24 protein-coding genes and 2 pseudogenes are annotated in these 24,806 nt (G+C 70.9%); 16 read left to right on the forward strand and 10 right to left on the reverse strand.

Going from position 1 to position 24,806, the window contains the following annotated elements; genetic code table 11:
* Window positions 1–10: 10 nt before the first annotated feature.
* Complete coding sequence (radA, locus tag IE290_RS19875) at window positions 11–1,369, reverse strand: DNA repair protein RadA (protein WP_191246114.1); 1,359 nt, start codon at window positions 1,367–1,369, stop codon at window positions 11–13.
* 33 nt (window positions 1,370–1,402) lie between these two features.
* A complete protein-coding gene (locus IE290_RS19880) occupies window positions 1,403–2,068 on the reverse strand; it encodes a copper chaperone PCu(A)C (RefSeq protein ID WP_229874607.1) in 666 nt (221 codons plus the stop codon).
* A 269-nt stretch (window positions 2,069–2,337) separates the two neighbouring features.
* Between IE290_RS19880 and IE290_RS19885 the strand changes: the two genes are divergently transcribed.
* From IE290_RS19885 to IE290_RS19935, 10 genes and pseudogenes are all read left to right on the forward strand, one after another.
* Entirely contained in the window at window positions 2,338–2,829 is a 492-nt protein-coding gene (locus tag IE290_RS19885; protein ID WP_020417039.1) for a CarD family transcriptional regulator, read from the forward strand.
* Window positions 2,830–2,928: 99 nt separating this feature from the next.
* Window positions 2,929–3,564 (forward strand): IspD/TarI family cytidylyltransferase, encoded by a 636-nt coding sequence (locus IE290_RS19890; RefSeq protein WP_191246115.1) that lies wholly within the window; start codon window positions 2,929–2,931, stop codon window positions 3,562–3,564.
* Complete coding sequence (gene ispF / locus IE290_RS19895) at window positions 3,561–4,028, forward strand: 2-C-methyl-D-erythritol 2,4-cyclodiphosphate synthase (protein WP_191246116.1); 468 nt, start codon at window positions 3,561–3,563, stop codon at window positions 4,026–4,028. The genes IE290_RS19890 and ispF overlap by 4 nt, the downstream gene beginning before the upstream one ends.
* Before the next feature lie 41 nt (window positions 4,029–4,069).
* Complete coding sequence (locus IE290_RS19900; protein ID WP_191246117.1) at window positions 4,070–4,756, forward strand: HAD family hydrolase; 687 nt, start codon at window positions 4,070–4,072, stop codon at window positions 4,754–4,756.
* A 31-nt stretch (window positions 4,757–4,787) separates the two neighbouring features.
* Window positions 4,788–6,179: a cysteine--tRNA ligase gene (gene cysS, locus IE290_RS19905; protein WP_191246118.1), complete on the forward strand. Its 1,392-nt coding sequence runs from the start codon at window positions 4,788–4,790 to the stop codon at window positions 6,177–6,179.
* Window positions 6,180–7,136 (forward strand): 23S rRNA (guanosine(2251)-2'-O)-methyltransferase RlmB, encoded by a 957-nt coding sequence (gene rlmB, locus IE290_RS19910; RefSeq protein ID WP_094005679.1) that lies wholly within the window; start codon window positions 6,180–6,182, stop codon window positions 7,134–7,136.
* A 53-nt stretch (window positions 7,137–7,189) separates the two neighbouring features.
* Window positions 7,190–7,336: pseudogene (locus tag IE290_RS19915) on the forward strand (TrmH family RNA methyltransferase); the annotation flags it as partial.
* Between the two features lie 217 nt (window positions 7,337–7,553).
* Window positions 7,554–7,720 (forward strand): annotated as a pseudogene (locus tag IE290_RS19925) (TrmH family RNA methyltransferase); the annotation flags it as partial.
* A 167-nt stretch (window positions 7,721–7,887) separates the two neighbouring features.
* Entirely contained in the window at window positions 7,888–9,321 is a 1,434-nt protein-coding gene (locus tag IE290_RS19930; RefSeq protein WP_191246119.1) for an MBOAT family O-acyltransferase, read from the forward strand.
* 8 nt (window positions 9,322–9,329) lie between these two features.
* Window positions 9,330–9,650, forward strand: coding sequence for a hypothetical protein (locus tag IE290_RS19935; protein WP_229874608.1), 321 nt, complete (start codon window positions 9,330–9,332; stop codon window positions 9,648–9,650).
* Here the strand turns inward: IE290_RS19935 and IE290_RS19940 are convergent.
* Genes IE290_RS19940 through IE290_RS19970 form a run of 7 tightly spaced genes read right to left on the reverse strand, consistent with a single transcriptional unit; the run spans window position 9,647 to window position 16,155 of the window.
* Complete coding sequence (locus IE290_RS19940; protein ID WP_308431365.1) at window positions 9,647–10,138, reverse strand: GNAT family N-acetyltransferase; 492 nt, start codon at window positions 10,136–10,138, stop codon at window positions 9,647–9,649. The two genes, IE290_RS19935 and IE290_RS19940, sit on opposite strands and share 4 nt — an antisense overlap.
* Before the next feature lie 37 nt (window positions 10,139–10,175).
* Window positions 10,176–10,826, reverse strand: a complete 651-nt coding sequence (locus tag IE290_RS19945) for a class II aldolase/adducin family protein (RefSeq protein WP_191246338.1) — start codon at window positions 10,824–10,826, stop codon at window positions 10,176–10,178.
* Window positions 10,823–12,271: an FGGY-family carbohydrate kinase gene (locus IE290_RS19950; protein ID WP_191246121.1), complete on the reverse strand. Its 1,449-nt coding sequence runs from the start codon at window positions 12,269–12,271 to the stop codon at window positions 10,823–10,825. Before IE290_RS19950 ends, IE290_RS19945 begins: the two co-directional genes overlap by 4 nt.
* Window positions 12,268–13,299, reverse strand: a complete 1,032-nt coding sequence (locus IE290_RS19955; protein ID WP_191246122.1) for a 2-hydroxyacid dehydrogenase — start codon at window positions 13,297–13,299, stop codon at window positions 12,268–12,270. Before IE290_RS19955 ends, IE290_RS19950 begins: the two co-directional genes overlap by 4 nt.
* Window positions 13,300–13,328: 29 nt before the next feature.
* Window positions 13,329–13,793: a ribose-5-phosphate isomerase gene (locus IE290_RS19960; RefSeq protein WP_191246123.1), complete on the reverse strand. Its 465-nt coding sequence runs from the start codon at window positions 13,791–13,793 to the stop codon at window positions 13,329–13,331.
* Window positions 13,793–15,481, reverse strand: a complete 1,689-nt coding sequence (dhaL, locus tag IE290_RS19965; RefSeq protein WP_191246124.1) for a dihydroxyacetone kinase subunit DhaL — start codon at window positions 15,479–15,481, stop codon at window positions 13,793–13,795. The genes IE290_RS19960 and dhaL overlap by 1 nt, the downstream gene beginning before the upstream one ends.
* A complete protein-coding gene (locus tag IE290_RS19970) occupies window positions 15,478–16,155 on the reverse strand; it encodes an HAD family hydrolase (protein WP_191246125.1) in 678 nt (225 codons plus the stop codon). The genes dhaL and IE290_RS19970 overlap by 4 nt, the downstream gene beginning before the upstream one ends.
* A 68-nt stretch (window positions 16,156–16,223) precedes the next feature.
* On the opposite strand from IE290_RS19970, the gene IE290_RS19975 reads away from it, so the two are divergent.
* The 4 genes from IE290_RS19975 (at window position 16,224) to IE290_RS19990 (ending at window position 20,418) form a co-directional block, all read left to right on the forward strand.
* Entirely contained in the window at window positions 16,224–16,829 is a 606-nt protein-coding gene (locus IE290_RS19975; protein ID WP_191246126.1) for a histidine phosphatase family protein, read from the forward strand.
* 9 nt (window positions 16,830–16,838) lie between these two features.
* A complete protein-coding gene (locus IE290_RS19980; protein ID WP_017985392.1) occupies window positions 16,839–17,627 on the forward strand; it encodes a DeoR/GlpR family DNA-binding transcription regulator in 789 nt (262 codons plus the stop codon).
* 74 nt (window positions 17,628–17,701) lie between these two features.
* Window positions 17,702–19,033 carry an MFS transporter gene (locus tag IE290_RS19985; RefSeq protein ID WP_191246127.1) on the forward strand — a complete coding sequence of 444 codons (1,332 nt, stop codon included), beginning with the start codon at window positions 17,702–17,704 and terminating at the stop codon, window positions 19,031–19,033.
* The gene (locus IE290_RS19990) at window positions 19,030–20,418 is read left to right on the forward strand and encodes an FGGY-family carbohydrate kinase (protein WP_191246128.1); all 1,389 of its coding nucleotides are present in this window, start codon (window positions 19,030–19,032) and stop codon (window positions 20,416–20,418) included. The genes IE290_RS19985 and IE290_RS19990 overlap by 4 nt, the downstream gene beginning before the upstream one ends.
* Window positions 20,419–21,119: 701 nt before the next feature.
* On the opposite strand, the gene IE290_RS19995 is transcribed toward IE290_RS19990, so the two are convergent.
* On the reverse strand, window positions 21,120–22,178 hold the full coding sequence (locus IE290_RS19995) for a coiled-coil domain-containing protein (RefSeq protein WP_229874609.1): 1,059 nt from the start codon (window positions 22,176–22,178) through the stop codon (window positions 21,120–21,122).
* A gap of 135 nt (window positions 22,179–22,313) precedes the next feature.
* Here IE290_RS19995 and IE290_RS20000 point away from each other — a divergent pair, with 135 nt between their 5' ends.
* Together IE290_RS20000 and IE290_RS20005 are read left to right on the forward strand one after the other, a co-directional pair.
* Window positions 22,314–23,546 carry a DUF445 domain-containing protein gene (locus tag IE290_RS20000; RefSeq protein WP_191246129.1) on the forward strand — a complete coding sequence of 411 codons (1,233 nt, stop codon included), beginning with the start codon at window positions 22,314–22,316 and terminating at the stop codon, window positions 23,544–23,546.
* Between the two features lie 33 nt (window positions 23,547–23,579).
* A complete protein-coding gene (locus IE290_RS20005) occupies window positions 23,580–24,803 on the forward strand; it encodes a DUF445 domain-containing protein (protein ID WP_191246130.1) in 1,224 nt (407 codons plus the stop codon).
* Window positions 24,804–24,806 lie beyond the last annotated feature (3 nt).

Here is a 24,806-nt window from a genome sequence, read left to right on the forward strand (position 1 = left end):
TCTTCGTCGTTCAGGCGTGGTTGGCCGCGTGCAGGGCCGCCGCCACCGAGTCCACCTCCAGGACCCGGATGCCGTCCGGCAGCTTTCCCGGGTCGGGCGGCACCAGGGCGTGCGTGAACCCCAGCCGCGCGGCCTCGGCCAGCCGTCGGCCGGCGCCGGAGACCCGCCGGATCTCCCCCGCCAGCCCGACCTCGCCGACGACCACCAGCCGCGGCGACAGCGCCACGTCCCGCACCGACGACCACAACGCCAGGATCACCGCGAGGTCCACCGCCGGCTCGGTCACCTTCATCCCGCCGACCGTCGCCGAGTAGACGTCCCGGTCGCCCAGCCTGATCCCACCGCGCTTCTCCAGCACGGCGAGGATCATCGCCACCCGCGCCGAGTCCAGCCCGCTCACGGCCCGCCTGGGCTGCGGCGCCCCGGCACTGGACACCAGCGCCTGCACCTCGCACAGCAGCGGCCGCTTGCCCTCGACCGTGACGGTCACCGCGGTGCCCGGCACCGCGTCCTCCCGCCGGTTCAGGAACAGCCCGGACGGGTCCGGCACGCCGACGATGCCGTCCTCACGCAGCTCGAAGCACCCGATCTCGTCCGCGGGCCCGAACCGGTTCTTCACCCCGCGCACCATGCGCAGCGTCGAATGCCGGTCGCCCTCGAAGTGCAGCACCACGTCGACCAGGTGCTCCAGCACGCGCGGCCCGGCCACCGAGCCGTCCTTCGTGACGTGTCCCACGAGCACGACCGGCAGCCCGCGCTCCTTCGCCAGCGCCACCAGCCCGGCGGTGACCGCCCGGACCTGCGTCACGCCGCCCGGCGCGCCCTCCACCTGCGGTGAGGCCATCGTCTGCACCGAGTCGACGATCAGCACACCCGGCTTGACGGCGTCGACGTGCCCGAGGATGGCCGAGAGATCGCTTTCCGCGGCCAGGAACATGCGCTCATGCAGGTTCTTCGTCCGCTCGGCACGCAGCCGGACCTGCCCCGCGGACTCCTCACCGGTGACGTACAGCGCGGGGCCGGACCCGCCGCGGGCCCACTGGTAGGCCACCTCGAGCAGCAGGGTCGACTTGCCGACCCCCGGTTCGCCGGCCAGCAGCACGACCGCACCCGGCACGAGACCACCGCCGAGGACGCGATCAAGCTCACCCACACCCGTGGTGCGGGCGCGTGCGGCCTCGATGTCGACCTGGCCGATCGGCCGGGCCGGGGCGCTGGGCGCACCGGCGGCCACCCGGGCGATCGCCGGGCGCGCGTCCCCGCGCTCCTCGATCGTGCCCCAGGCCTGGCATTCCGGGCAGCGGCCGACCCACTTGGCGGCCTCGTACCCGCACTCACCGCAGCGGTAGCTGGTGCCCTTCTTGACCATGGTCGGTCACGTTAGCGGGCACCACCGACAGTTCTAGTGCCCCTCGCCGCCGGCGGACTCCGACGGCTGGCAGGACAGCTCGACCGTCGGCGCCTGGATCGGCAGCTGCGCGGTCACCGGGCCGGCGTCGCGGAAGGTGAAGGTCACCGGGACGGTCTGGCCGGGCCACACGACCTGCTTGATGCCCTGCAGCACGATCTCGGCGTGGCCGATGCGGGTCGGCTGGCCGGTGGGGCCCGCCGACGGCGAGGCGGAGGCCGGCGACGTGGGCGAACCCGAGGCCGGGGTGGAGGTCGGCGCGGCGGAGCTGGACTCCGGCTGCTGCACGGACTCGCCCTCGGTGGCCGGGCCGACCAGCAGCTTGCTGCCCGCCACGACGGCCTTCTGGCCCTCGATGGTGGCGCTCGCGGCGTTCGCGCTGCTCACGCTGACCAGCTCGTCGTCGGCGGTGCCGTCGTTGGCGATCACCAGCGTCAGCGGGGCGCTCGCCCCGCTCTCGTACGCCTGCTGGCAGTCGTTGCGGTTGACCAGCCCGGCGTCGCGCAGGACGAGCTTGCCGGCCTGGGCCATGGCGCCGTTGACCGCGGGCAGCATGGTGTTGGTCTGGGTGATCTGCCCGGCCCCGCACCCGGCGAGAGCCAGGGCGGCACCCACGGCGACCACGCTCGCGCCGACCACACGACGTTTCTGCAGCCTCACGGTCTCAGTCCCTCCTAAAGCCATTGGCAGCCTGATCCTAGCTATGGCCGGAAACCTCTCCACCGAGGGTGCGCCGAGGGGCCCGTAAACCGTCCACAGTGGATCTATCCGGCAATGTCGACAGGGTTCCCCACCACCTGCATGAGCATGCACTTTATCGGTTTGTCAACCCCCCGGATGGCCCCTGACCTGCGACGACGATCTCGGCCCGCTAGGTGGGCCCCCTCGCCGCGTGCTAAGATGGACGCAGCGAAAGGGGCAGAGGACACATGGTTTTCAAGGTCGGAGAGACCGTCGTCTACCCGCACCACGGTGCCGCACTCATCGAAGCGATCGAGACCCGCGTGATCAAGGGCGAGGAGAAGCAGTACCTCGTCCTCAAAGTCGCGCAAGGGGACCTCACGGTTCGCGTGCCCGCTGACAACGCCGAGATCGTCGGTGTGCGGGACGTCGTGGGCCAGGATGGTCTGAACCGGGTCTTCGACGTGCTGCGAGCGCCGCACACCGAGGAGCCCACGAACTGGTCTCGTCGGTACAAGGCCAACCTGGAGAAGCTCGCCTCGGGCGATGTGAACAAGGTGGCCGAAGTGGTGCGCGACCTCTGGCGGCGCGAGAAGGACCGCGGCCTGTCCGCCGGCGAGAAGCGGATGCTGGCGAAGGCCCGGCAGATACTGGTCAGCGAGCTCGCCCTGGCGGAGGGCACCGACGAGGGCAAGGCGGAGACCCTGCTCGACGAGGTCCTGGAAACAGCGGCCGTCTAGAAAAGCAAGGCTGACCTCGCGAGATGAGCAGGCAGGCGTGCTCATCCGTTACGTGTGCCTCATGAGACACAGCTCGTCCCGCGAAGTGAGACCCCGGCGATGAAGGTCGCGACAGTCCTCATCGCCGACCCCGAGGGGCCGGACCCGTGCGCCCTTGTGCGCGGTGCGCCGTTGCTGCGGCACGCCGTGCGCGGCGTGCTGGACTCCGGTTGTGCGGATCGCCTGGTGGTGGCGGTTCCCAAACCCGCGCTCGGGGAATGTGAAGTGATCATACGGGCCGTACCCGGCGCCGGTTCCCGGTGCCGGGTACTGGCCTGTGGTCCTGATCGCGCCGAAACCGTCCGGGCGGCCCTCGAGGCCGCCGGGCCTTCCGACGTCGTTCTCGTGCACGACGTCGCGCGTCCGTTCGTGCCGCCCGCCACCGTGCGCGCGGTGGCTGAGGCCGTGTTCGCCGGGGCAGAGGCGATCATCCCGGTCCTACCCGTGACCGACACCGTCAAACACGTCTCCGGCGACATCATCGCCGGCACCTCCGACCGCGACCAGCTGCGCGTCGTGCAGACCCCCGTCGGCTACCGGCCCGACGTGCTGGACAAGGTGTGCGCGCGCGGCGCGGACCCGCTGTCGGACCTGCCCGGTAGCGTGCGGACCGTGGCCGGGCATCCCACCGCGCTCCGGCTCACCACGGCCTTCGACGTGGCCGTCGCGGAAGCACTACTCGAGGAGCAGGGTTGAGGGTCGGGACCGGGGTCGACGTCCATCCCATCGAAGCGGGCCGCGAATGCTGGATCGCCGGGCTGCGCTGGGACGGCGTCGACGGCTGCGCCGGTCACTCCGACGGCGACGTGGCCGCCCACGCGCTGTGCGACGCGATGCTGTCCGCGGCCGGGCTCGGCGACCTCGGTGCGGTGTTCGGCACCAGCGATCCGCGCTGGGCCGGCGCGCACGGCGCCGAGTTCGTGGCCGAGGCGCGACGGCTGGTCGAGGCCGAGGGCTGGCGGCTGGGCAACGCATCGGTGCAGGTCATCGGCAACGCGCCGCGCATCCGCACCCGCCGCGAGGAGGCCCAGGAGGTGCTGAGCAAGGCCGCCGGCGGCGCGGTCAGCGTCAGCGGCACCACCACCGACGGACTCGGTCTGACCGGCCGCGGCGAGGGCATCGCTGCGGTGGCCACCGCGCTGCTGCTGCCGGCCGAATAAGTCACACGAATCCCAAGGTCATCCCCGGTAGCCTGTGATCTGTGACGATTCAGGCGGTGATGTTCGACTTCTCCGGCACCCTCTTCCGGCTCGAGCAGAATTCCAGCTGGCTCTCCGACCTCACCACCCCCGACGGCGCCCCGCTCGACGTCGAGGCCCAGACCGAGCTGATGCGCCGCATGACCGCCCCCACCGGGCAGGTCGTCGAGCTGTCGGCGGAGTACCAGCACGCGTGGGACAACCGCGATCTCGACCCGGTCCTGCACCGGAAGGTCTACCTCGAGGTGCTGCGCAAGTCCGGCGTGGCGAACGCCGAGCAAGCGGAGGCGCTGTACCGCCGTCTGAACGATCCCGCGGAGTGGACGCCGTACCCGGACACCGAGGCCGCGCTGAAGGACACCGCGGCCAAGGGCGTCAAGGTCGGTGTGCTGAGCAACATCGCCTTCGACATCCGGCCGGCGTTCGCCATGCGCGGCTACGACGACTTCGTCGACGAGTTCCTCCTCTCCTTCGAGCACGGCTTCATCAAGCCGCAACCCGAGATCTTCCGGCTGCTGGTGGACCGGCTGGGCGTCGCGCCGGAGAACACGCTGATGGTCGGCGACAGCGAGGAGGCCGACGGCGGCGCGAAGGCGATCGGCTGCAAGTTCGCCCTCGTCGACCCGCTGCCGACCACCGAACGCCCGGACGGCCTGCTCACGGCCCTGCGCACGCACGGGGTGCTCTGAGCCACGTCAAGGTGACCCGTACCATTTCAGGGTGGCCCTACACCTATACGACACCGCGACCAGGAGCGTGCGGGAGTTCCACCCCGCCCGTAGCGGAACGGCGTCCATGTACGTGTGTGGGGCGACCGTGCAGGGCATCCCACACATCGGGCACGTCCGCGGCGCACTGAACTACGACGTTCTGCGCCGCTGGCTGATCCACAGTGGACTGGACGTGCTGTTCGTGCGCAACGTCACGGACATCGACGACAAGATCCTCACCAAGGCCGCCGACGCCGGACGGCCGTGGTGGGAGTGGGCGGCGACGCACGAACGGGCGTTCGAAGAGGCCTACACGGTCCTGGGCTGCCTGCCGCCGTCGATCGCGCCCCGCGCCACCGGGCACGTCACGCAGATGGTGGAGCTGATGCAGCGCCTCATCGACGCCGGGCACGCCTACGCGGCCGGCGGGGACGTGTACTTCGCCGTGTCCACGTTCCCCGAGTACGGCGCGCTGTCCCGGCAGAAGCTGGACGAGGTGCAGCAAGGCGAGACGCTGGCCGAGGGCAAGCGCGACCCGCGGGACTTCACGCTGTGGAAGAGCGCCAAGCCCGGCGAGCCGTCGTGGCCCACGCCGTGGGGCGACGGGCGGCCGGGCTGGCACCTGGAGTGCTCGGCGATGGCGACCACCTACCTCGGGTCCGAGTTCGACATCCACGGCGGCGGCGTCGACCTGGTGTTCCCGCACCACGAGAACGAGCGCGCCCAGTCGCAGGCGGCCGGTGACCCGTTCGCGCGGTTCTGGCTGCACAACGCGTGGGTGACGCTGTCCGGCGAGAAGATGTCGAAGTCGCTGGGCAACGTGGTCTCGATCGAGGCGATGCTGCGCAACTACCGGGCCGCCGAGCTGCGGTACTACCTGGTGCAGCCGCACTACCGGTCGACCATCGAGTACTCCGACGGCGCGTTGTCCGAGGCCGCGCAGGGCTACCGGCGGATCGAAGGGTTCCTGCGCCGCGCGGCGCAGCGGACGGGCACGGTCGAGCCGGGTGAGCTGGCGGCCGAGTTCGTCACCGCGATGGACGACGACCTGTCCACGCCGGCGGCGGTCGCGGCCGTGCACAACCTGGTCCGCGAGGGTAACGCGGCACTGGACTCCGGCGATGACGCCAAGGCGCGCGCGGCCGCCGGCTCGGTGCGCGCGATGATGGGTGTGCTCGGGCTGGACCCGCTCGCACCGGAATGGGCGGAGAGCTCGGCGGCGGAGACGCCGGCGAGGGCCGCACTGGCCGAGTTGGTCGAGGCGATGCTCGTGGAGCGCCAGGAGGCGCGCGCCACGCGTGACTTCGCCCGGGCCGACGCCGTGCGCGACCGCCTGCTCCAGGCGGGGATCACGGTCGAAGATACTCCCGATGGTCCGGTGTGGACCGTGAAAGAAGCTTAAATGGCAGGCAATTCCAAGCGCCGGGGTGCGGTTCGCAAGTCCGGCACCAAGAAGGGCGCGGTCGTCGGCTCCGGCGGCCAGCGTCGTCGTGGGCTCGAGGGCAAGGGCCCGACGCCGCGGGCGGAGATGCGTCCGGGGCACCCGGCGCAGAAGCGGGCGGCGGCCGCCGCGGCGCGGGCGGAGAAGAGCCGCGACCGCCGCGAGGGGCCGGAGATCATCGCCGGCCGCAACCCGGTGGTCGAGGCCCTGCGGGCGGGCGTGCCGGGCACGACGCTGTTCGTGGCGCTGAACATCGACGCCGACGACCGGGTGACCGAGGCGGTGCGGCTGGCGGCGGACAAGGGCATCTCGATCCTGGAGATCCCGCGCGAGGAGCTGGACCGCAAGACCAACCGCGCGGTGCACCAGGGGCTCGGGCTGCAGGTGCCGCCGTTCGAGTACAGCCACCCGGACGACCTGCTGGCGATCGCGAAGAACTCGGGGGAGCCGCCGCTGCTGGTGGCGCTGGACGGCGTGACCGACCCGCGGAACCTGGGCGCGGTGGTGCGGTCGGCGGCGGCGTTCGGGGCGCACGGGGTGCTGCTGCCGCAGCGCCGCAGCGCGGGCATCACGGCCGTCGCGTGGCGGACGAGTGCCGGCACCGCGGCGAAGATGCCGATCGCGATCGCGACCAACCTGACGCGGCAGCTGAAGCTGTGGGCGGAGGAGGGCCTGATGATCGCGGGCCTGGACGCCGACGGCTCGGTGGGCATCGATGATCTGTCCCTGGCGACGGACCCGCTGGTGGTCGTGGTGGGCTCCGAGGGCCGCGGACTGTCCCGCCTGGTGCGAGAAACCTGCGACGAGACGGTGTCCATCCCGATGGCCGCCGGGGTGGAGTCGCTGAACGCCTCCGTGGCGGCGGCCGTGCTGCTGGCCGAGGTCGCCCGGCGCCGCAGGGTCACCGGCCGCGTCTGACCCTGGCCAGCCCGCCGACGCCACGGCGCCGGTCCGGCGCTCCGAGGCCCGCCGGACCGTCCCGCCTGGTGCGAGAAACCTGCGACGAGACGGTGTCCATCCCCATGGCCGCCGGGGTGGAGTCGCTGAACGCCTCCGTCGCGGCTGCCGTGCTGCTGGCCGAGGTCGCCAGGCGCCGCCGAGTCACCGGCCGCGTCTGATCGTGCCTGCTTGAGCGGCACCGGTCCGGCAGCTCCGAGGCCCGCCGGACCGTCCCGCCTGGTGCGAGAAACCTGCGATGTCCATCGCGATGGCCGCCAGGGTCGAATCGCTGAACCCCTCCGTCGCGGCCGCCGTCCTCCTGGCCGAGGTGGCGAGGCGCCGCCGGGTCACCGGCCGCGTCTGACCCTCGGCCAGCCCGCCGACGCCACGGCGCCGGTCCGGCGCTCCGAGGGCCGCGGGCTGTCCCGCCTGCTGCGGGAAACCTGCGACGAAACAGTGTCCACCCGATGGCCGCCGGGGTCGAGTCGCTGAACGCCTCCGTCGCGGCCGCCGTGCTGCTGGCCGAGGTCGCCAGGCGCCGCCGACTCACCGGCCGCGTCTGATCGTGCCTGCTTGAGCGGTGCCGGGTCCGGACGGGCTCCGGCGCCCTCGTTTTGTGGTGCCTGGTGCGTGGGCGCGCCTCGCGAAGCGGTGAGTTTCACTCCTTCGGGCCAACCTCGTCGGCTAAGGTCAGTGCGCTGATCCGGTTGCACAGGGGGACCCCAGGTCGATGTCGTTCGCTTCACCGTTGTTCCTCTGGTACTTCCTGCCGGCGACGCTGCTCGCCGTGCTGGTGCTGCCGAGGCGCTGGCGGAACGGCATCATCGCGGTCGCCAGCCTGGTCTTCTACGCCAGCGGCGCCGGCGCGTTCACCCTGCTGCTACTGGCCTGCATGGTGGTCAACTTCGCGGCGGGCACCGCGCTCGAACCGAACCGGTGGGAACCCCGCTCGAGCCGCAAACGCTCGCTGCTGATCGCGGTCATCTGCTTCGACGTCGGGATCCTGGTGGTCTGGAAGTACGCCGGGTTCGCCACGCAGCAGATCGACTACTTCACCCAGCTCTTCGGCGGCTCGTTCCCGGTGGCGCACCTGGCGTTGCCGATCGGCATCTCGTTCTTCACGTTCCACCACATTTCCTACGTCGTCGACATCTACCGCGGGGAGCGGCGCGCGCTGCGGAACCCGGTGTCGTTCGTGACCTACATCGCGATGTTCCCGCAGCTGGTGGCCGGCCCGATCGTGCGGTACCGGGAGATCGCGGACCAGCTGCCGCAGCAGCGGTCGCACCGCCTGGACGACATCGCCGCCGGCTTCCCGCGGTTCGCGCTGGGGCTGTGCAAGAAGGCGATCATCGCGGACTCGCTGAGCCCGATGGTCGAGGCGTGTTTCGCCACCTCCGGTGAGGACATGACGTTCGCGATCGCGTGGCTCGGCGCGGTCGGGTACACGCTGCAGCTGTACTTCGACTTCTCCGGCTACTCCGACATGGCGATCGGGCTGGGCCGGATGCTCGGGTTCCGGCTGCCGGAGAACTTCGCGCGGCCGTACTCGTCGGTGACGGTGACCGAGTTCTGGCGGCGCTGGCACATGTCGCTGAGCCGCTGGTTCCGCGACTACGTGTACATCCCGCTCGGCGGCAACCGCACCGGCGCGGCGAAGACGTACCGGAACCTGTGCATCGTGTTCGTGCTGACCGGGTTTTGGCACGGTGCGAACTGGACGTTCCTGGTGTGGGGCTGCTACCACGGGCTGCTGCTGATCATCGAGCGCCGGTTCGGCTGGGACCGGACACCGTCGGCGGTGGCGTCGCGGATCGGACGGCGGATCCTGACGCTGGTGCTCGTGGTGTTCGGGTGGGTGTTCTTCAAGTCGGCCGACATCGGGCACGCGTTCACCATGATCGGCCACATGCTGGTCCCCGACTTCGACGGCTTGACCGACGTCGTTGAGGCGGCGCTGACGAACCAGCGGGTGGTCATCCTGATCGCCGCGCTGGCGATCTTCGCGCTGCCGGCCCACCCGGTGACCGGACCGCTGCTGGAGTCGGCCCGAACCCGCGGCGCGGTGGGACTGCGCATCGGCGTGATGACGGCGGGCGCCCTCTACGCGGCGATCCTGGTGGCGAACGGGACGTTCAGCCCGTTCCTGTACTACCAGTTCTAGGGGATGCCGTGCCCGAGCGGATCATGTTCGTCCAATTGAAGACCGGCTTCGACACCGATCGGGGGCCGTCGTGGATTGGGTGGGTTCGGTTTTCCCGGGCGTGGCAGACGGCCTACTTCCGCGGCCGCACGCTGCGTCGCTGGACCGGGCTGCCCAGCGCGAACTTCGCCGACGTCGAGACCGACGAGCTGTACTGGATTTCCGGTCCGAAGCGCGACCGGACGGACACCCGCTACGGGCCCGGGCAGCCCGAGGTGGAAGCGGACGCACGCGAAGCCTACGAGGCCTTCCTCCGGGGCGAGCCGCTGCCGGGCCGGGAGGACGGTTAGCGCTGTCCGCGCGCGGTGCGGAACGTGCGGAAACCTCGGCGGTGGTAGTTCGGCAGCGCGTGCGGATGGTCGAGGTCCGACGTGTGCAGCCACACCCGGCGGACGTCCGGGCCGCACTGCCACGCCTGCTCGATCGCCAGCGTCAGCGCATAGCCGCCGATGCCCTTGCCCACGTACTCCGGCACCAGGCCGAACGTGGTGATCTCGACTTCGCCGTCGCCATGGGACTGGTAGTCCGCCAGGCCGGCGACCTCGCTCAGGTAGCGGATCAGCACACACTGCCGGCCCTCGCGGGCCAGGTACGAAGCCCAGTCGTCGTCGGACCAGCGGGAGCTCGGCCAGTTGTACGGCTTGCCGATCCGCACGGTCGTCGGGCGGACCAGCGGGGAGTCGGCGGGCACGGGCTCGACCGACACCTCCGGCACGGGCGGCGCCGGGCGCAGGTCGGCGGGGCTGGTCATTTCGAGATGGCTGACGATCTCCTCCACCCGGGCCAGCATGCCGCCCGCGCCCCGGCCGCGCGACCTATTTCTGCCCGTACCCCCGCAACTTCTCGACCACGTGGGCGATCTCCTCGGACGGCAACAGCCGCGGGGTGCCCGCCGAACGAGCCAGGAGCCACACGTGACACAGCCACTCCAGCTGCTCGGCCCGGCTGTAGGCGGCCGCCAGACCGTCGCCGTAGGTGATCGTCCCGTGGTTGCCCAGCAGGCAGCCCCGGCGGCCCTCCAGGGCGGCGAGCATCGACTCCGCCAGCTCCTCCGTGCCGTACGTCGCGTAGCGGGCGACTCGCGCGGACGGCCCGATCGCCGCCAGCATGTAGTGCACCGCGGGCACCTCGTCCACCAAAGTGGACACCGCGGTCGCGTGCACCGAGTGCGTGTGCACGATCCCGGTGATCGGCGCGCCGTCCGGATCGGTCGCCTTCGTGTACACCGACAGGTGCATCGGCATCTCGCTGGTGGGCCGCAGCTTGCCCTCCACAATGGACCCGTCGAGCGACACCACCGGGATGTCCTCGGGCGTCAGCACGCCGTAGTCCACCCCGGTGGGCGTCACCGCGATCAGCTCCCCCGAGCGGGCGGAGATGTTGCCCGAGGTGCCCACCACGAGCCCGTCGGCGGTCAACCGCCGCGCGTACTCGCACACCGCTCGCCGTTCGTCGGCCAGGATCACAGTCGCCACAACCCTCGCGCGGCGGTCAGCGACGCCTGGTAGTCCGCGTAACCGCCCTGGTAGAACTCGACGTTTTCGGGCACCGGCGACACGGTCCGCGAGCTGCTCGCCCACAGCTCCGCGTCGTACGGCTGGTTCAGCGCCTCGGCCGCGACCAGGACGGCACCCCGCGCCCCGACGCCCGGATCGCTCGGGATCACGATCGGGCGGCCGAGCACGTCGGCGAAGATCTGCGTCCACTCGGCGGAGCGCACCCCGCCGCCACACGCGTACAACCGGCCAGACAGTCCGGCGGCTTCGAAGCAGTGCCGCGCGGCGTACGCGATCGACTCACACAGCGCGCGCACCACGTCCGCCCGCCCGTGCTCCAGGCTCAGCCCGGCGAACTGCGCCCGCGCGGACGCGTCCACGAACGGCGCCCGCTCGCCGGACGCGGACAGGAACGGCAGTGCCCGCACCCCGGCGGCACCGGGCGGGCTCTGCGCGAGCAGCGACCCGATCTCGGTGACCTCGATGCCCAGCAGGCGGCAGATCCAGTCGATGCTCGCGGTGCCGACCATCGCCGGCATCGCGTGCAGGTACTCGCCGGGCGTGGGCGTGGACAGGAACATCCCGGCCGGCTCGCCCTCGCCGTCGAACTCGGCGTTGTCGGTGAGCACCTGGCAGGCCAGTGTGGTGCCCGCGGTGAGGATCCCATCGCCCGGCGAGCGCACGCCGGCGCCGATCGCGCTGGCGGGCAGGTCGAACGGGCCGGCGGTGACCGGCAGTCCCTCGGGCAGCCCGAGGAGTTCGGCGCCGCGGCGGTTCAGCGAGAACACGGCCTTCGGCGGCGCCGGTTCGGCCAGCAGGTTCCGCCGGTGGGACAGCCCGACGGCGGCGATCGCATCCTCGTCGTAGCGGCGGGTCTTCGGGTCGAGGAACGGCAGCGACGCGTCGGACACGTCGACCGTGATCTCGCCGGTCAGCCGCTGCACGACGGCGTCCACGCAGTACCCGGCCACCACGGCCCGGTCCAGCACCTCGGGTTCGTGGGTGTCCAGATAGGACAGGATGGCGGCGGCGCAGCCGGGGAACATGCCCGAGCCGGTGCGCCGGAACACCTCCCGGGACACACCGTCGGCCTGCCACTTCGCGAGCAGGGCGTTGGCCCGGCCGTCGAGCCACGAGATGGCCGGGCGCACCGCGTTGCCGTCCTCGTCGCGGAGCCACACGCCGTCGCCCTGACCGGTCAACGCGAGCGCGGTGACCGGGGCGTCCAGCTTCGCCGCCACCTCGCGCACGACGGTCGCGACCGTGCCGACGACCTGGTCGAGGTCCTGCTCGACCCGGCCGCCGGACAGGTGGTGCACCTCGGAAGGCGTGCAGGCCTGGTGCAGCGACACCCCGGCCTCGTCGAAGACGACGGCCTTCGTCAGTGAAGTACCGATGTCGACGCCGATGATCATCGCAGCACATCCGGGTTGGCGACGTTGGCCAGCTTCTCCCCACGGGCGTAGCGACCCACCTCGGCGGCCACGATCCACGCGGCCCGCTCGGCGGTCTGGCGGCTGGCACCCGCCAGATGCGGCGTCGCGATGACGTTCGGCGCGTCACGCAAGGCCCAGTCCGCGGGCGGCGGTTCGACGTCGTAGACGTCCAGCGCCAGGGCGCCCAGCCGACCGGACTTCAGCAGCTCGGGCAGCGGCGCGTAGTCCAACAGGCCGCCACGGGCGGAGTTGACCAGCACAGCGCCTTCGGGCAGCAGAGCCAGGCGCTCGGCGTTGATCAGGTGGCGGGTCTCGTCGGTCAGCCGGGCGTGCAGGCTGACCACCGCGCTGCGGCGCAGCAGGTCGTCCAGCTCGACCAGCTCCGCCCCGTCCGCGGCGATCTGCTCCGGCTTGGCGTAGGGGTCGGCGACCAGCACCTTCGAGCCGAACGCGACCAGCACCTTGGCCACCCGCGAGCCGATGGCGCCGTAGCCGACCAGGCCGACGGTGGTGCCCTCCAGCTCGAGGCCGGCGTTCGGGTAGGCGTAGTAGTCGCCGCGCCACGTGCCGCCGAGCAGCTCGGCCGAGGAGGTCGAGATGCGGCGCATGGCGGCGAGGATCATGCCGATCGCGAACTCGGCCGCGGCGGTCGCGTTGCGGCCCGGCGCGTACGTGACGGCGACGCCGGCCGCGGTGGCGGCGGCGAGGTCCACGTTCACCGGCCCGCCCCGGCACACCGACACCAGCTTCAGCTCGGGCGCGGCGGCGAACACCTTCTTGGTGAACGGCGCCATCTGGGTGACCGCGACCTCGGCCCCGGCGAGCGCCTCGATGACCTGCTCCTCGGTGCCGCTCGCCTCGTGCACCCCGCCGACCGGCCCGAACGGCTCGACCGGCCAGGGCAGCGACAGCTCGCTGAACTCGACCTCGGTGGCCAGCTCGGCCCGGACCGCGTCGGCCAGCAGGTTGTTGCCGACGAACTCGTCTCCCGCGCAGAGAACGCGCACTTTTGGCTCCTCCTTGAACCCGCCGGGCCTCAGCTGGCCGCGTGAACCTGTTCGTATTCGGTGATGTGGGCGACCTTGGCCGCGCTGGGCGAGCCCGGGTCGAACGTGTATCCCAGCCACTCGGTGACGATCTTCTTCGCCAGCTCGGGCCCGATGACCCGGGCGCCGAAGGTGATGATCTGGCAGTTGTTCGACTTCACCGACCGCTCGGCCGAGTATGAATCGTGGGCGACCGTGGCGCGCACGCCCGGCACCTTGTTCGCCGAGATCGCCACGCCGATGCCGGTTCCGCAGACCAGGACGCCCCGGTCGGCCTCACCGTTCGCGATCTTCTCCGCGGCGGCCAGTCCGAAGATCGGGTAGGCGCGGTCGTCGTCCGGGCTGTCCACGCCGAGATCGATCACCTCGGTGACCCGCTCGTCCGTCTTCAGCAGGTCCCGCACCTCGTTCTTCAGCAGCACGCCGGCGTTGTCCGCGGCCACCACGACCCGCATCAGTTCCCCTCCTTGCTCAGAGCTTCCCCCATCGCCGTGACGATCAGGGCGAACGAGGTCGCGCCGGGGTCGGCGTGCCCCTTGCTGCGCTGCGCCAGCCGGGCCGCGCGCCCCTTGGCGGGCACCAGGTTCGCGGTCTCCTCGGCGGCGAGCGTGGCCGCCTGCGCGGCCTTGCGCCACGCGTCCGGCAGCGCGGCCCCGGCCTCGGCCTGCTTGCGCAGCGCCTGCCGGAACGGCTCGATCGCGTCGAGCATGGTCTTCTCGCCCAGCTCGGCCTTGCCCAGCTCGCTGAACGCCCGCACCGCGCCGTCCACGGCATCGGCGACCGCGGCCGTCGTGATCTCGTCGACCCGCAGTCCCGCGCCGGTCTCGGCGAGCAGCACGCCGTACAGCGCACCGGACGCCCCGCCGGCGGCGTCGGCCAGCGCGGTGCCGGCGGCCAGCAGCGTGTCGGCCACCGAAGATCCGGCGGCGTCGCGGGCGGCCGAGACGGCGGCCCGCATCCCGCGGGTCATGCCCAAGCCGTGGTCACCGTCCGCGGCGACCGCGTCCAGACGGCCCAGCTCGGCCTCGTTGTCCTCGATGCTGCGCATGGCCGCGGTCAGCAGGCGGTCGACGACCTCGACGCCCTCGCCCTCCGGCCTGACCAGCTGCTTGTCCACAGTGGACGACAGCTCGACCGGCTCCAGGATCGCGCCGCCGCTGCGGTAGCCCGGGGTGTCGCACGGCGCGCCGTACAGCTCGGCCAGCTCGTCGTCGAGCACCAGCACCGACAGCGAGACCCCGGCCATGTCCAGCGAGGTGACGAACTCGCCGACCTCGGTGTGCACCGGGGTCAGCCCGGCGGCGGTGAGGCGCTCGTGGATCCGGGTGTAGGTCACGAACATCTCTTCGTACTTGGTCCGGCCAAGGCCGTTGACCAGCACCGCGACCCGGCCGTCGCCCTCCGGCAGCTCGGGCAGCAGGCCGTCGACCAGCTCGTCGGCCAGCTCCGCGGCGCCGAGACGGCCCACGGTCCGCACCCCCGGCTCGCCGTGGATGCCCAGCCCCAGCTCCATCTCGGACTCGCCGACGGTGAACAGCGGCTGATCGGCTCCCGGCAGCGTGCAGCCACCGAAGGCGACGCCGAACGTGCGGGTGTTCGCGTTGGCCTTGACCGCCGCCGCGTACACCGCGTCCAGGTCGTCCCCACGCTCGGCCGCGGCACCCGCGACCTTGAAGACGATGAAGTCGCCGGCCACCCCGCGGCGTTTCTCCGGCGCGTCGGCCGGGCCGCTGGCGATGTCGTCGGTGACCAGGATCGTGCGGCTCTGGATGCCCTCCGCGGCCAGCCGGCGCGCGGCGAGGCCGAAGTGCAGGACGTCACCGGCGTAGTTGCCGTACGCGAACAGCACCCCCGCGCCCCCCTCGGCGGCGCGGGCCGTGCGGTAGACCTGCTCGGCGCTCGGGCTGGTGAACACGTCACCGACCACGGCCGCGTCGGCCAGTCCGGGCCCGACGAGCCCGGCGAAGGCCGGGTAGTGACCGCAGCCGCCGCCGATGATCACGGCGACCTTGCCCTGGCGGGGCACGTTGCGGCCGAGCACGCCATAGGCATCGGGGACCTTGCGCACCTCGCGGCCGTAGGCGGTGACGAAGCCGTCCAGCCAGTCCCGCTTGAACGTCTCGGCTGTTCCCAGCGTGGTCATGAGCGCACCAGCTCTCCGGTGAGGTAGGCGAGCAGCAGCTTCCGGACGTCGTGGTTGGACTCGGCGATCCGCGCGGCCAGCTCCAGCGCGTCCGGCTTGGGCGGGTAGGTCGGGTTGGGCAGGGCGATGACGGTCAGCCCGGCGGCCGCGGCGGCGCGGATGCCGTTGCTGGAGTCCTCGACCCCCAGGCACTCCTCGCCGCGGAAGCCGAGCCGGGACGCGGCCTCGGCGTAGACGTCCGGGCTGGGCTTGCCGCGCGGCACCTCCGCGCTGGACACCGTCGCCGAGAACTCGCCGGTCAGCCCGTGCGTCTCCAGCACCGCGTCGATGACCCGGCGCGCGGCGGAGGACGCGAGCGCGACCGGAACCCGCGCGGCGACGTCACGCACCATCGCGTCGGCGCCGTCGAGCAGCGGCGCCTCGCCGTTCGCGATCGACCGGATCATCCCGTCGACCACGGCCTTCTCGACCTGCTCCGGGGTCTCCGGGGTCCCGCTGCGCTGCGCCAGGTACGCGGCCCACTCGGGTGCGCTCATGCCCTGGACCGTGGCGGTGTCGGCGGCCGTCCACTCGACACCGTGGGCGGCCGCGTAGGCGACCCAGTTCTCCTCCCAGAGGTGTTCACTCTCGACCAGTACACCGTCGAGGTCGAACACCACCGCGGCGAAACCCATGCAACAACCCCTTTCACGCCGTTGGTGTTAAATTAACACCGCTGCCGAGATTTGTCACGGGAGGTCTGATGGGAACCCGGTTGCTGCTGGTCCGCCACGGCGAGACCGAATGGCACGCGGAGAACCGCTACGCGGGCACCAGCGAGGTGGGCCTCACCGAGCGCGGGAAGCGCCAGTCCGAGGGGCTCGCCGCGTACCTGGCGGCCGCGGACGAGCAGGTCACGGCCCTGTACCGCTCGCCGCGGGGCCGGGCGCGGGTGACCGCCGAACCGGCCGCGCGGGCGCTCGGCCTCGAGCCCGTGGTGCTCGAGGAGCTGCGTGAGGTGCACTTCGGGATCGCCGAGGGCCGTGTGCTGTCCGAGCTGGATCCGCGGGTCGTGGCCGCGTTCCGGGCCGATCCGGTGGCCGGCGCGTTCCCCGGGGCCGAGCCGACGGCCGACGCGGCACGTCGCGGAGCGGCGGCGCTGCGGGCCATCGCGGCGCGGGAGGACGGCGGCCGCGTGCTGGTCGTCGCGCACAACACGCTGATCAGGGTCACCCTGTGCGAGCTGCTCGGCATCCCGGTCCGCGACTACCGCCGGGTGTTCCCGCGGCTGGAGAACGCGGCGATCACCGAGATCGGGATCGACGGCGACGCGACGAGCCTGCGGCGCTTCAACCTGCCCACGTCCTAGCCTTGTCCCGTGGAAGACAAGTCCAGCGGGAGCGCCCGTTCTCGTAACATCCGGCAGCAGCGCATCACCGACTACGTCGTGAAGAAGGGCCAGGCCTCCGCCGCGGAGCTGGCCGAGCTGACCGGCGTGAGCGTGATGACCGTGCACCGCGACCTGGACGAACTTGCCCGGCGCGGCCTGCTGCGCAAGTACCGCGGCGGGGTCTCCGCGCAACCCTCGACGGTGTTCGAGAGCAACACCGAGTACCGGCTCAACGCCCACGTCGAGGCGAAAGCCGCGATCGCCGAGAAGGCGTTGTCCCTGGTCGAGCCCGGGATGTCGATCCTGCTCGACGACTCGACCACCGCGCTCGCCCTGGCCAAGCTGCTGCACCAGGTCACACCGCTCACCGTGGCGACGAACTACCTGCGGATCATCGAGGTGCTCAAGCAGGTCGACGACGTGCGCCTGATCGGGCTCGGCGGCGACTACTCCGCGACCCACGACTCGTTCCTCGGCATGCCGTGCCTGGAGGCCGTCGAGCGGCTCACCGTGGACGTGACGTTCGTGTCGACCTCGGCGATGAACGCCGAGATGACGTTCCACCAGGAGCCCGAGATCGTCATGGTCAAGCGGGCGATGCTGGCCAGCGCGGAGATCCGGGTGCTGCTCATGGACTCCAGCAAGATGCCGCGCACCGCGTTGCACCGGCTGGCCGAGATCGAGGACTTCCACCACCTCGTGGTCGACTCAGCCGTGTCCGCGTACCTGCTCGACCAGTACGAGGACCAGACGAACGTGCTCGTCGCCGAGGTCTGATCGCATCACACCCTTGCGTGTTAATTTCACGTGCTCCATGATAACTTGAGTTCGAACACTCTCATGGAGGCGTGATGACGCAGACGGCAACATCGAGGTTGTCCCAGCCGGACAGGGGGTTCCGGGGGCTTCTCACCAGGTGGGGGCTGCCGGCCCCGTTGTTCCTCGGCTATGTCGGCCTGTTGCTGTTCATGGTCGGCGACGGCGTGGAGTCCGGGTTCATCGCCCCGTTCATGGCCGACAACGGCGCGGGCACCGAAATTCACGCGTCCTATGTGATCACCGCGTACGGCGTGGCGGTGATGCTCGCGTCCTGGCTGTCCGGCGCGTTGTCGGAACTGTGGGGACCGCGCCGGGTGATGTGGATCGGCCTGGCGATCTGGCTCGTGTTCGACGTGCTGTTCCTCGCGGTGGCGGTGCCCAGCGAGAACTACCCGCTGATGCTGATCACCTACGGTATCCGCGGCTTCGGCTACCCGATGTTCGCGTTCGGGTTCCTGGTGTGGATCACCGCGGTCGCGCCGGTCGCCCGGCTCGGCGCCGCGGTCGGCTGGTTCTACTTCGCGTTCACCGGCGGCCTGCCCACGCTCGGCTCGCTGGTCGCGAGCTTCACCAACCCGGTGCTCGGCCACTACGGCACGCTGTGGCTGTCCGTCGGCATCCTCGCCCTCGGTGGCCTGCTGTGCGTCCTCGGGGTGCGGGAGCGGACCGGTTTCACCCGGCTCGCGCCGGAGGGCGTCCAGCCCGTGCAGAGCCTGGTGTCCAGCGTGTCGATCGCGTGGAAGAACCCGCGCGTCGGTGTCGGCATGATCGTGCGGATCATCAACACCGCGCCGGAGTTCGGCATGCTGGTGTTCTTCCCGACGATCTTCGCCGACCAGATCGGGTTCGGCGAGGGCCGGTGGCTGCTGCTGGTGTCGGTCATCTACGGCACGAACATCTTCTTCAACCTGATCTTCGGCGTGGCCTCGGACAAGATCGGCTGGCAGCGGACCATCTTCTGGTTCGGCGCGATCGGCTGCGCGATCTCGATCCTGCTGCTGTACTTCGTGCCGACGTCGCTGGGCGCGGACTACTACTGCGTGGCCCTGCTCGTCGGCGCGCTCTACGGCGCGACGCTGGCCGGGTTCGTGCCGATCTCGGCGCTGCTGCCCTCGCTCGCGCCGGAGAACAAGGGTGGTGCGATGGCGTTGCTGAACCTCGGCGCCGGTGCCGCGGCGTTCGTCGGGCCGGCGATCGTGTCGCTGTTCCTCAGTCCGGCCGGGGCGGCGGGCGTGGTGATCATCTTCGCGGCGCTCTACATCGTGGCGGCGGTGCTGACCCGGTTCCTGAAGCTGCCGGAGACCACGCGGAAGGCGATCGACGAGGACGCCAGTCTGCAGGACGTGACGGTGGCTCGCCCGTGACGGTTGTCGGTGTCGATGTCGCGACCGCGGGGGTGCGTGCCTTCGCGGTCGGCGACGACGGATCGGTGCGGGCGACGGCTTCGGCGTCGTTGCCCGCCCCGGTCCGGGACGAGTCCGGCCGCAGCGAGCAGGACGCGCGGTCGTGGTGGCCCGCGGTCGAGGCCGTGCTGCGCCGGGTGACCGCGGAGGCCGGGCCGGTGCGGGCGGTCGCGGTGTCGGCCACGTCGGGCACGATCGTCGCGGTCGACGATCGGGGTGAGCCGCTCGGCCCGGCGCTGATGTACGACGACCGGCGCGGCGCGGACGACAACGCGAAGGCGGCGGCGGTGGGCGCGCAGCGGTGGCGCGAGCTGGGGATGAGCGTGTCCCCGACCGCGGCGCTGGGCCGGATCAACTGGCTGCGGCGCGCGTTCCCGGATGCGGCCGGTGTCCGGCACACGCCGGATCTGATCGGTGAGAAGCTCCTCGGCCGCCCGGTGGCGACCGACTCCTCGCATGCCCTGAAGAGCGGGTACGACCCGTTGCGCGAGGAGTGGGCGGCCGAGGTGTTCGACTTCGGGGTGGACTGGCTCCCCGAGGTCGTGCGGCCGACGACCGTGCTGGGCGAGCTGCCCCGCGCGGTCGCCGGCCTGCCCCGGGGGTGCCTGGTGGTCGCCGGTATGACCGACGGTTGTGCCGGCCAGCTGGCGACGGGCGCGGTGACGCCGGGCCGGTTCGTGGGCATCCTCGGCACGACGTACGTGTTGAAGGGCGTCACCGAGCAGCTGGTGCGAGACCCCTCGGGCGCGATGTACAGCCACCGGCACCCGGACGGCTGGTGGCTCCCGGGCGGAGCGTCGAACACCGGCGGCGAGGCGGTGGCCGGAGCTTCTGACCTCTCCGCGCTCGACGAGGCAGCGGCCCGGCTGGGGCCGGCGCGGGTGGTGGCGTACCCCTTGAAGCGCTCCGGAGAGCGTTTTCCGTTTGTCACGCCGAACGCACGAGGCTTCGTCCTGGGCGAACCACGGGACGAGGTGGAGCTGCACCGGGCGCGGCTGGAGGGCGTGGCCTTCATCGAGCGGTTGGCGTTGGAGCGGCTGCGGGAGCTGGGGGTGCCGGTCAGCGGCCCCTTGGTGGCCGCCGGTGGGGGCAGCCGGAGTCCGTTGTGGACACGCATCCGGGCGACGGTCACCGGAATGGAATTACGGGTTTCGCCACAGGCCGAGACAGGCTATGGGGCGGCGATGCTGGCAGCGGCCGCGGTCCTGCCGGGAGGACTGACCGAGGCGGCCGAAATGATCAGCGGAGAGGAAACGCTGATCGAGCCGGACCCCGCGGAACGGGACGCGCTAGAAGAGAATTACCAGCGGTTCAAGGGGGAATTGAAGAGCAGAGGGTGGATTTGAGATAGGGAAGAGGGGTTTGTAGGGGAAACGCGAGTGGGGTCGGCGGGCGATCAGGCGACCGCGCGACCACCCAGCGATCCGGCGGCCGGCAACGCAAGAAGACCGACTACGCCCCAGACCTCCCCCGCCCCCGATCCACAGCCGATCTTTGGTCGCCGACCAGGGTTGTCAAGGTACTCTTTCCCGCCTTGACAACCCTGCTCGGCGACCGAAACACAATCAAAGAGCGGGGGCGGGGGAGGTCGCCCAAGGTGACCTTTCGGCGCCGTAAGGCGCTCTTTTGCCCGAAGGGCGACGTCCGCCCGAAGGGCGTTAACCGCCCGCAGGGCGACCCGCCCGCAGGGCGGGCTCTTCGCCTGCCGAAGGTGGCGCCGGTTTAAAGATCAAGAGATGTCCTCGCCGGACGGGCAGGCTCCGGGATGACGGAAAAGCCCCTCATCTCACCCTGGCAGGGTGGGAGCTGGGTGGTCATCCCGTCGCCTTCCGGTTTGTGTGTATCACTTTGAGCCAGACCCGCAAGGTTGGCATGTTCGGCCGCCGGCGAGTGCCTGGGTTGCGGGCCTGGCTCAAAGTGATCGTTGCGGTGTCAGGCGACGGGATGACCACCCAGCTCCGGGTTTTGTTCAGGGCACGGCGCTGGCGCGCCGCACAAAAGAAAAAGCGCTGGCGCGCTCTCCGCGCCAGCGCTTTCCTCCGATCCCTTAGGCGACGGGGGTGCGGTCGTCCGCCGGAACCAGTGTTTCCAATGCCTCCTGCAGGGCCGAGTGCGTGGCCGTGAGGCGCTCGGTGACCTCGCGGCGGAACTCGAACGCCTCGGTGCGCGCCTGCTGCGCCTCGGACAGCTGGCGCTCCGCGTCGGCGACCAGGGTGCTCGCCCGGGTCTCCGCCTCCGAGGTCTGCTTCGCCAGGCGCGACTCCGTCTCGGCGGTGATCTTCGCCAGGCGGGACTCCGTCTCCTCGGTGTCCTTGGCGATCTTGGCCTCGGTCTCGGCGACCAGCTTCGCCAGGCGCTCCTCGGTCTCCCGGGTGTCCTTGGCCAGCCGCTCCTCGACCTCCTTGGTCTTCTGGGCCAGCGCGGTCTCGACCTCTTCGGTCTTCCGCGCGAGCGCCGTCTCGACCTCCTCGGTCTTGCGGGCCAGCGCCTCGGCGGTTTCCCGCTCGGCCTTGGCCCGCGCGTCGGCGGCTTCGGCGTCCAGGCGGGCCCGCTCCTCGGCAGCCTCCTCGTTCAGGCGCGCGATCTCGGCACGCCCCTGAGCCATGAGGTTCTCGTGCTCGGTGGTCAGCGCGGTGTGCCGCTCCTGGAACTCCAGCTCGAGGTCGTCGCGCCGCTTGGCCAGCTCGGCCTCGCGCTCGGCGACCATCTTGTCGGCGGCCTTGCGGGTGTCCAGGTCGTACTTGTCGGCCGCGGCGCGGATGTCGTCGGCCTGCGCTTCGGCGCGGTTCTTGAGCTCGGCGATCTCCTCTTCGGCGAGCGTCATCATCGTGCGCACGCGCTCGGTCATCGTCGCGGCGCTCGACGGGTCGCTCGCCATCCGCGACAGCGCCTGCTTGGCCTCGCTCAGCTCCTGCTGGGCGTAGGACAGGGCGCGGGTCAGCTCGGCGACCGAGGACAGCGCCTCGTCACGGGAGACGGACGTCTCCTTCAGCTCGGCCGTCAGCTGGGCGAACTTCTCGTCCACCGGCGGCCGGTCGTAGCCGCGGAACACGAGCGGGAACAGGGGATTACCAGCGATGGGATCTTGGGACTCGGCAGGAGGCATGCGGGCACCTTAGTGCTATTGGACCTGGGTTTCCATACTTTCGGGTGACACATTATCGAAGATCAACTGAATCCGGTCCGCGCCTCCCTCACAACGGCTGGGATACGGTTCGGCGGGAGTCGCGAGGAGGGGCCGGTGCAACTGCAGGAGATCGTGGCCGACCTGGCCGAACACTGGCCGCTCTACGTCTCGATGCCGTTCATCGCGGCGCTCATCGGCTACGTGACCAAGCGCGTCGCCATCGAGATGATGTTCCGGCCGATCGAGTTCATCGGCATCAAGCCGTTCCTCGGCTGGCAGGGCGTCCTGCCGGCCAACGCCGAACGCATGGCGGCCACCGCCACCGACATGCTCACCAACAACCTGGTCGACCCGAAGGAGATCTTCGCCCGGCTCGACCCGGAACAGCTCGCCAAGGAGATCGAGCAGCCCCTCCTGCAGGTGGTCGAGGAGATCACCGAGGAGGTCATGGAGCAGTACCAGCCGCGGCTGTGGGAGGCCCTGCCCAGCGGCGCCAAGGAGCTGCTGCTGCGCCGCGTCCAGGCCGAGGCGCCCAAGGTGATCGCCAAGATCATGCGGGAGCTGTCGGAGAACATCGAGGACGTCCTCGACCTCAAGAGCATGGTCATCACCAACCTGGTGCGTGACAAGAGCCTGCTCAACCGTCTCATCCGGGACATCTCCCGCCCCGAGATGCGGTTCATCGCGAACTCCGGCCTGGTGTTCGGCTTCGCCCTCGGCTGCGTCCAGCTGCTGGTCTGGGCGGTGACCAAGTCGCCGATCGTGATGCCGCTGTTCGGCCTCGGCATCGGCTGGTTCACCGACTGGCTCGCGCTCAAGATGATCTTCCTGCCGCGCGAGCCGCGCGAGTTCTTCGGCCTCTACACCTGGCAGGGTGTGTTCCAGAAACGCCGCGACCAGGTGGCCGCCGACTACGGCGACATGATCGCCCGCGAGATCATCACCATCCCGAACCTCCTGGAAGCGATCCTCAAGGGCCCGAAGGCCGACCGGCTGTTCCACCTGATCGGCCGCGAGGTGCAGCGGACCATCGACGCGCAGGCCGGCGTCGTGAAACCGCTCGTCGCGGCCGCGGTGGGCACCCGCAAGTGGCAGGAGATGAAGCACGCCGCCGCGCTCAAGGCCGCCGAACGGGTGCCGGACACGATCCGGTACGCCGAGGAGTACGCGGTCAACGCCCTGGACGTGCGGAACACCATCGTCGACCGCATGCGCCAGCTCTCCCCGATGGAGTTCGAGGAGCTGCTGCGGCCGGCGTTCCGGCAGGACGAGTGGAAGTTGATCGCCGTCGGTGCGATCATCGGCGGGCTCGTGGGCGAGCTCCAGGCGATCCTGCTCCTCCACTAATCTCGCGGCCAGGATTTCCGAGGGGGTGGCCGGATGGACGCGGTGCTGGCCGACTTCGCGCAGCATTGGCCGCTCTACACCGCCATCCCGTTCATCGCCGCCCTCATCGGTTACGTCACCAAACGCGTGGCCATCGAGATGATGTTCCGCCCGCTGGAGTTCGTCGGCATCCGCCCGGTCTTCGGCTGGCAGGGCGTGGTGCCCAAGCACGGCGGCCGGATGGCGGCGATCGCCACCGACCTGCTCACCAAGAACCTGATCGACCTGGGCGAGGTGATCGGCCGGATCCAGCCCGAGCGGCTCGTGCGGGAGATCGAGCAGCCGCTGCTGCGCGCGATCGACGACCTGGCCCGCGACGTGCTCGCCCGGCACCACCCGCGGCTGTGGGAGTCGCTGCCGCCGATGGCGCAGGACCTGATCGTCAAGCAGCTGCAGGCCGGTTCGCCGAAGCTGGTGCGGGAGCTGCTGGAGGAGATCCGCACCAACCTGGACGGCGTGCTGGACGTCAAGCACATGACGGTCGAACGGCTGACCCGCGACCGCGCGCTGCTGGTGCGGCTGATCCGGGAGACCTCCCGGCCGGAAATGGCGTTCATCGCCCGCTGCGGCATCTACTTCGGGTTCGTCCTGGGCGTCGTCCAGGCGGTGGTGTGGGCGCTGACGAAGAACCCGTGGGTGCTGCCCGCCTTCGGCGGGGCCATCGGGCTGTTCACCGACTGGCTCGCCATCAAGATGATCTTCCTGCCGCGCCGCCCGGTGAAGATCGGACCGATCACCCTGCAGGGCAAGTTCCAGCGCCGCAAGGCCGAGGTGGCTCGCCAGTACGGCGAGATCATCGCCCGCGAGGTGCTGACCGTCCCCAACCTCCTCAACGAGCTGCTCACCGGCCCGCGGGCCGACCGGCTCGCCGCGCTCGTGCGGCGCGTGGTGGCGCGGGCCGTCGACGAGCAGGTCGGACTGATCCGGCCGCTGGTGTCCGCGACCGTCGGCGGCGAGCGGCTGCGCGAGATGACCGAGACCGCGGCCGCCGGGGCGCGCGCGCAGATGCCGTACCTGCTGCGCAGCGCCGAGCCGTACCTGGTGGAAGCGATGGACCTGGCGAACCTGGTCGAGCGGCGGATGCTCGCGCTCACCCCCGAGGACTACGAGAACCTGCTGCGCCCGGCGTTCCGCCAGGAGGAGTGGAAGCTGATCGCGGTGGGCGGTGTGATCGGGTTCGTGGTCGGTGAGTTGCAGGTTCTGCTGATGCTGCACTAGGTG

Source organism: Amycolatopsis deserti (assembly GCF_014653945.1).
GTDB lineage: Bacteria > Actinomycetota > Actinomycetes > Mycobacteriales > Pseudonocardiaceae > Amycolatopsis_E > Amycolatopsis_E deserti.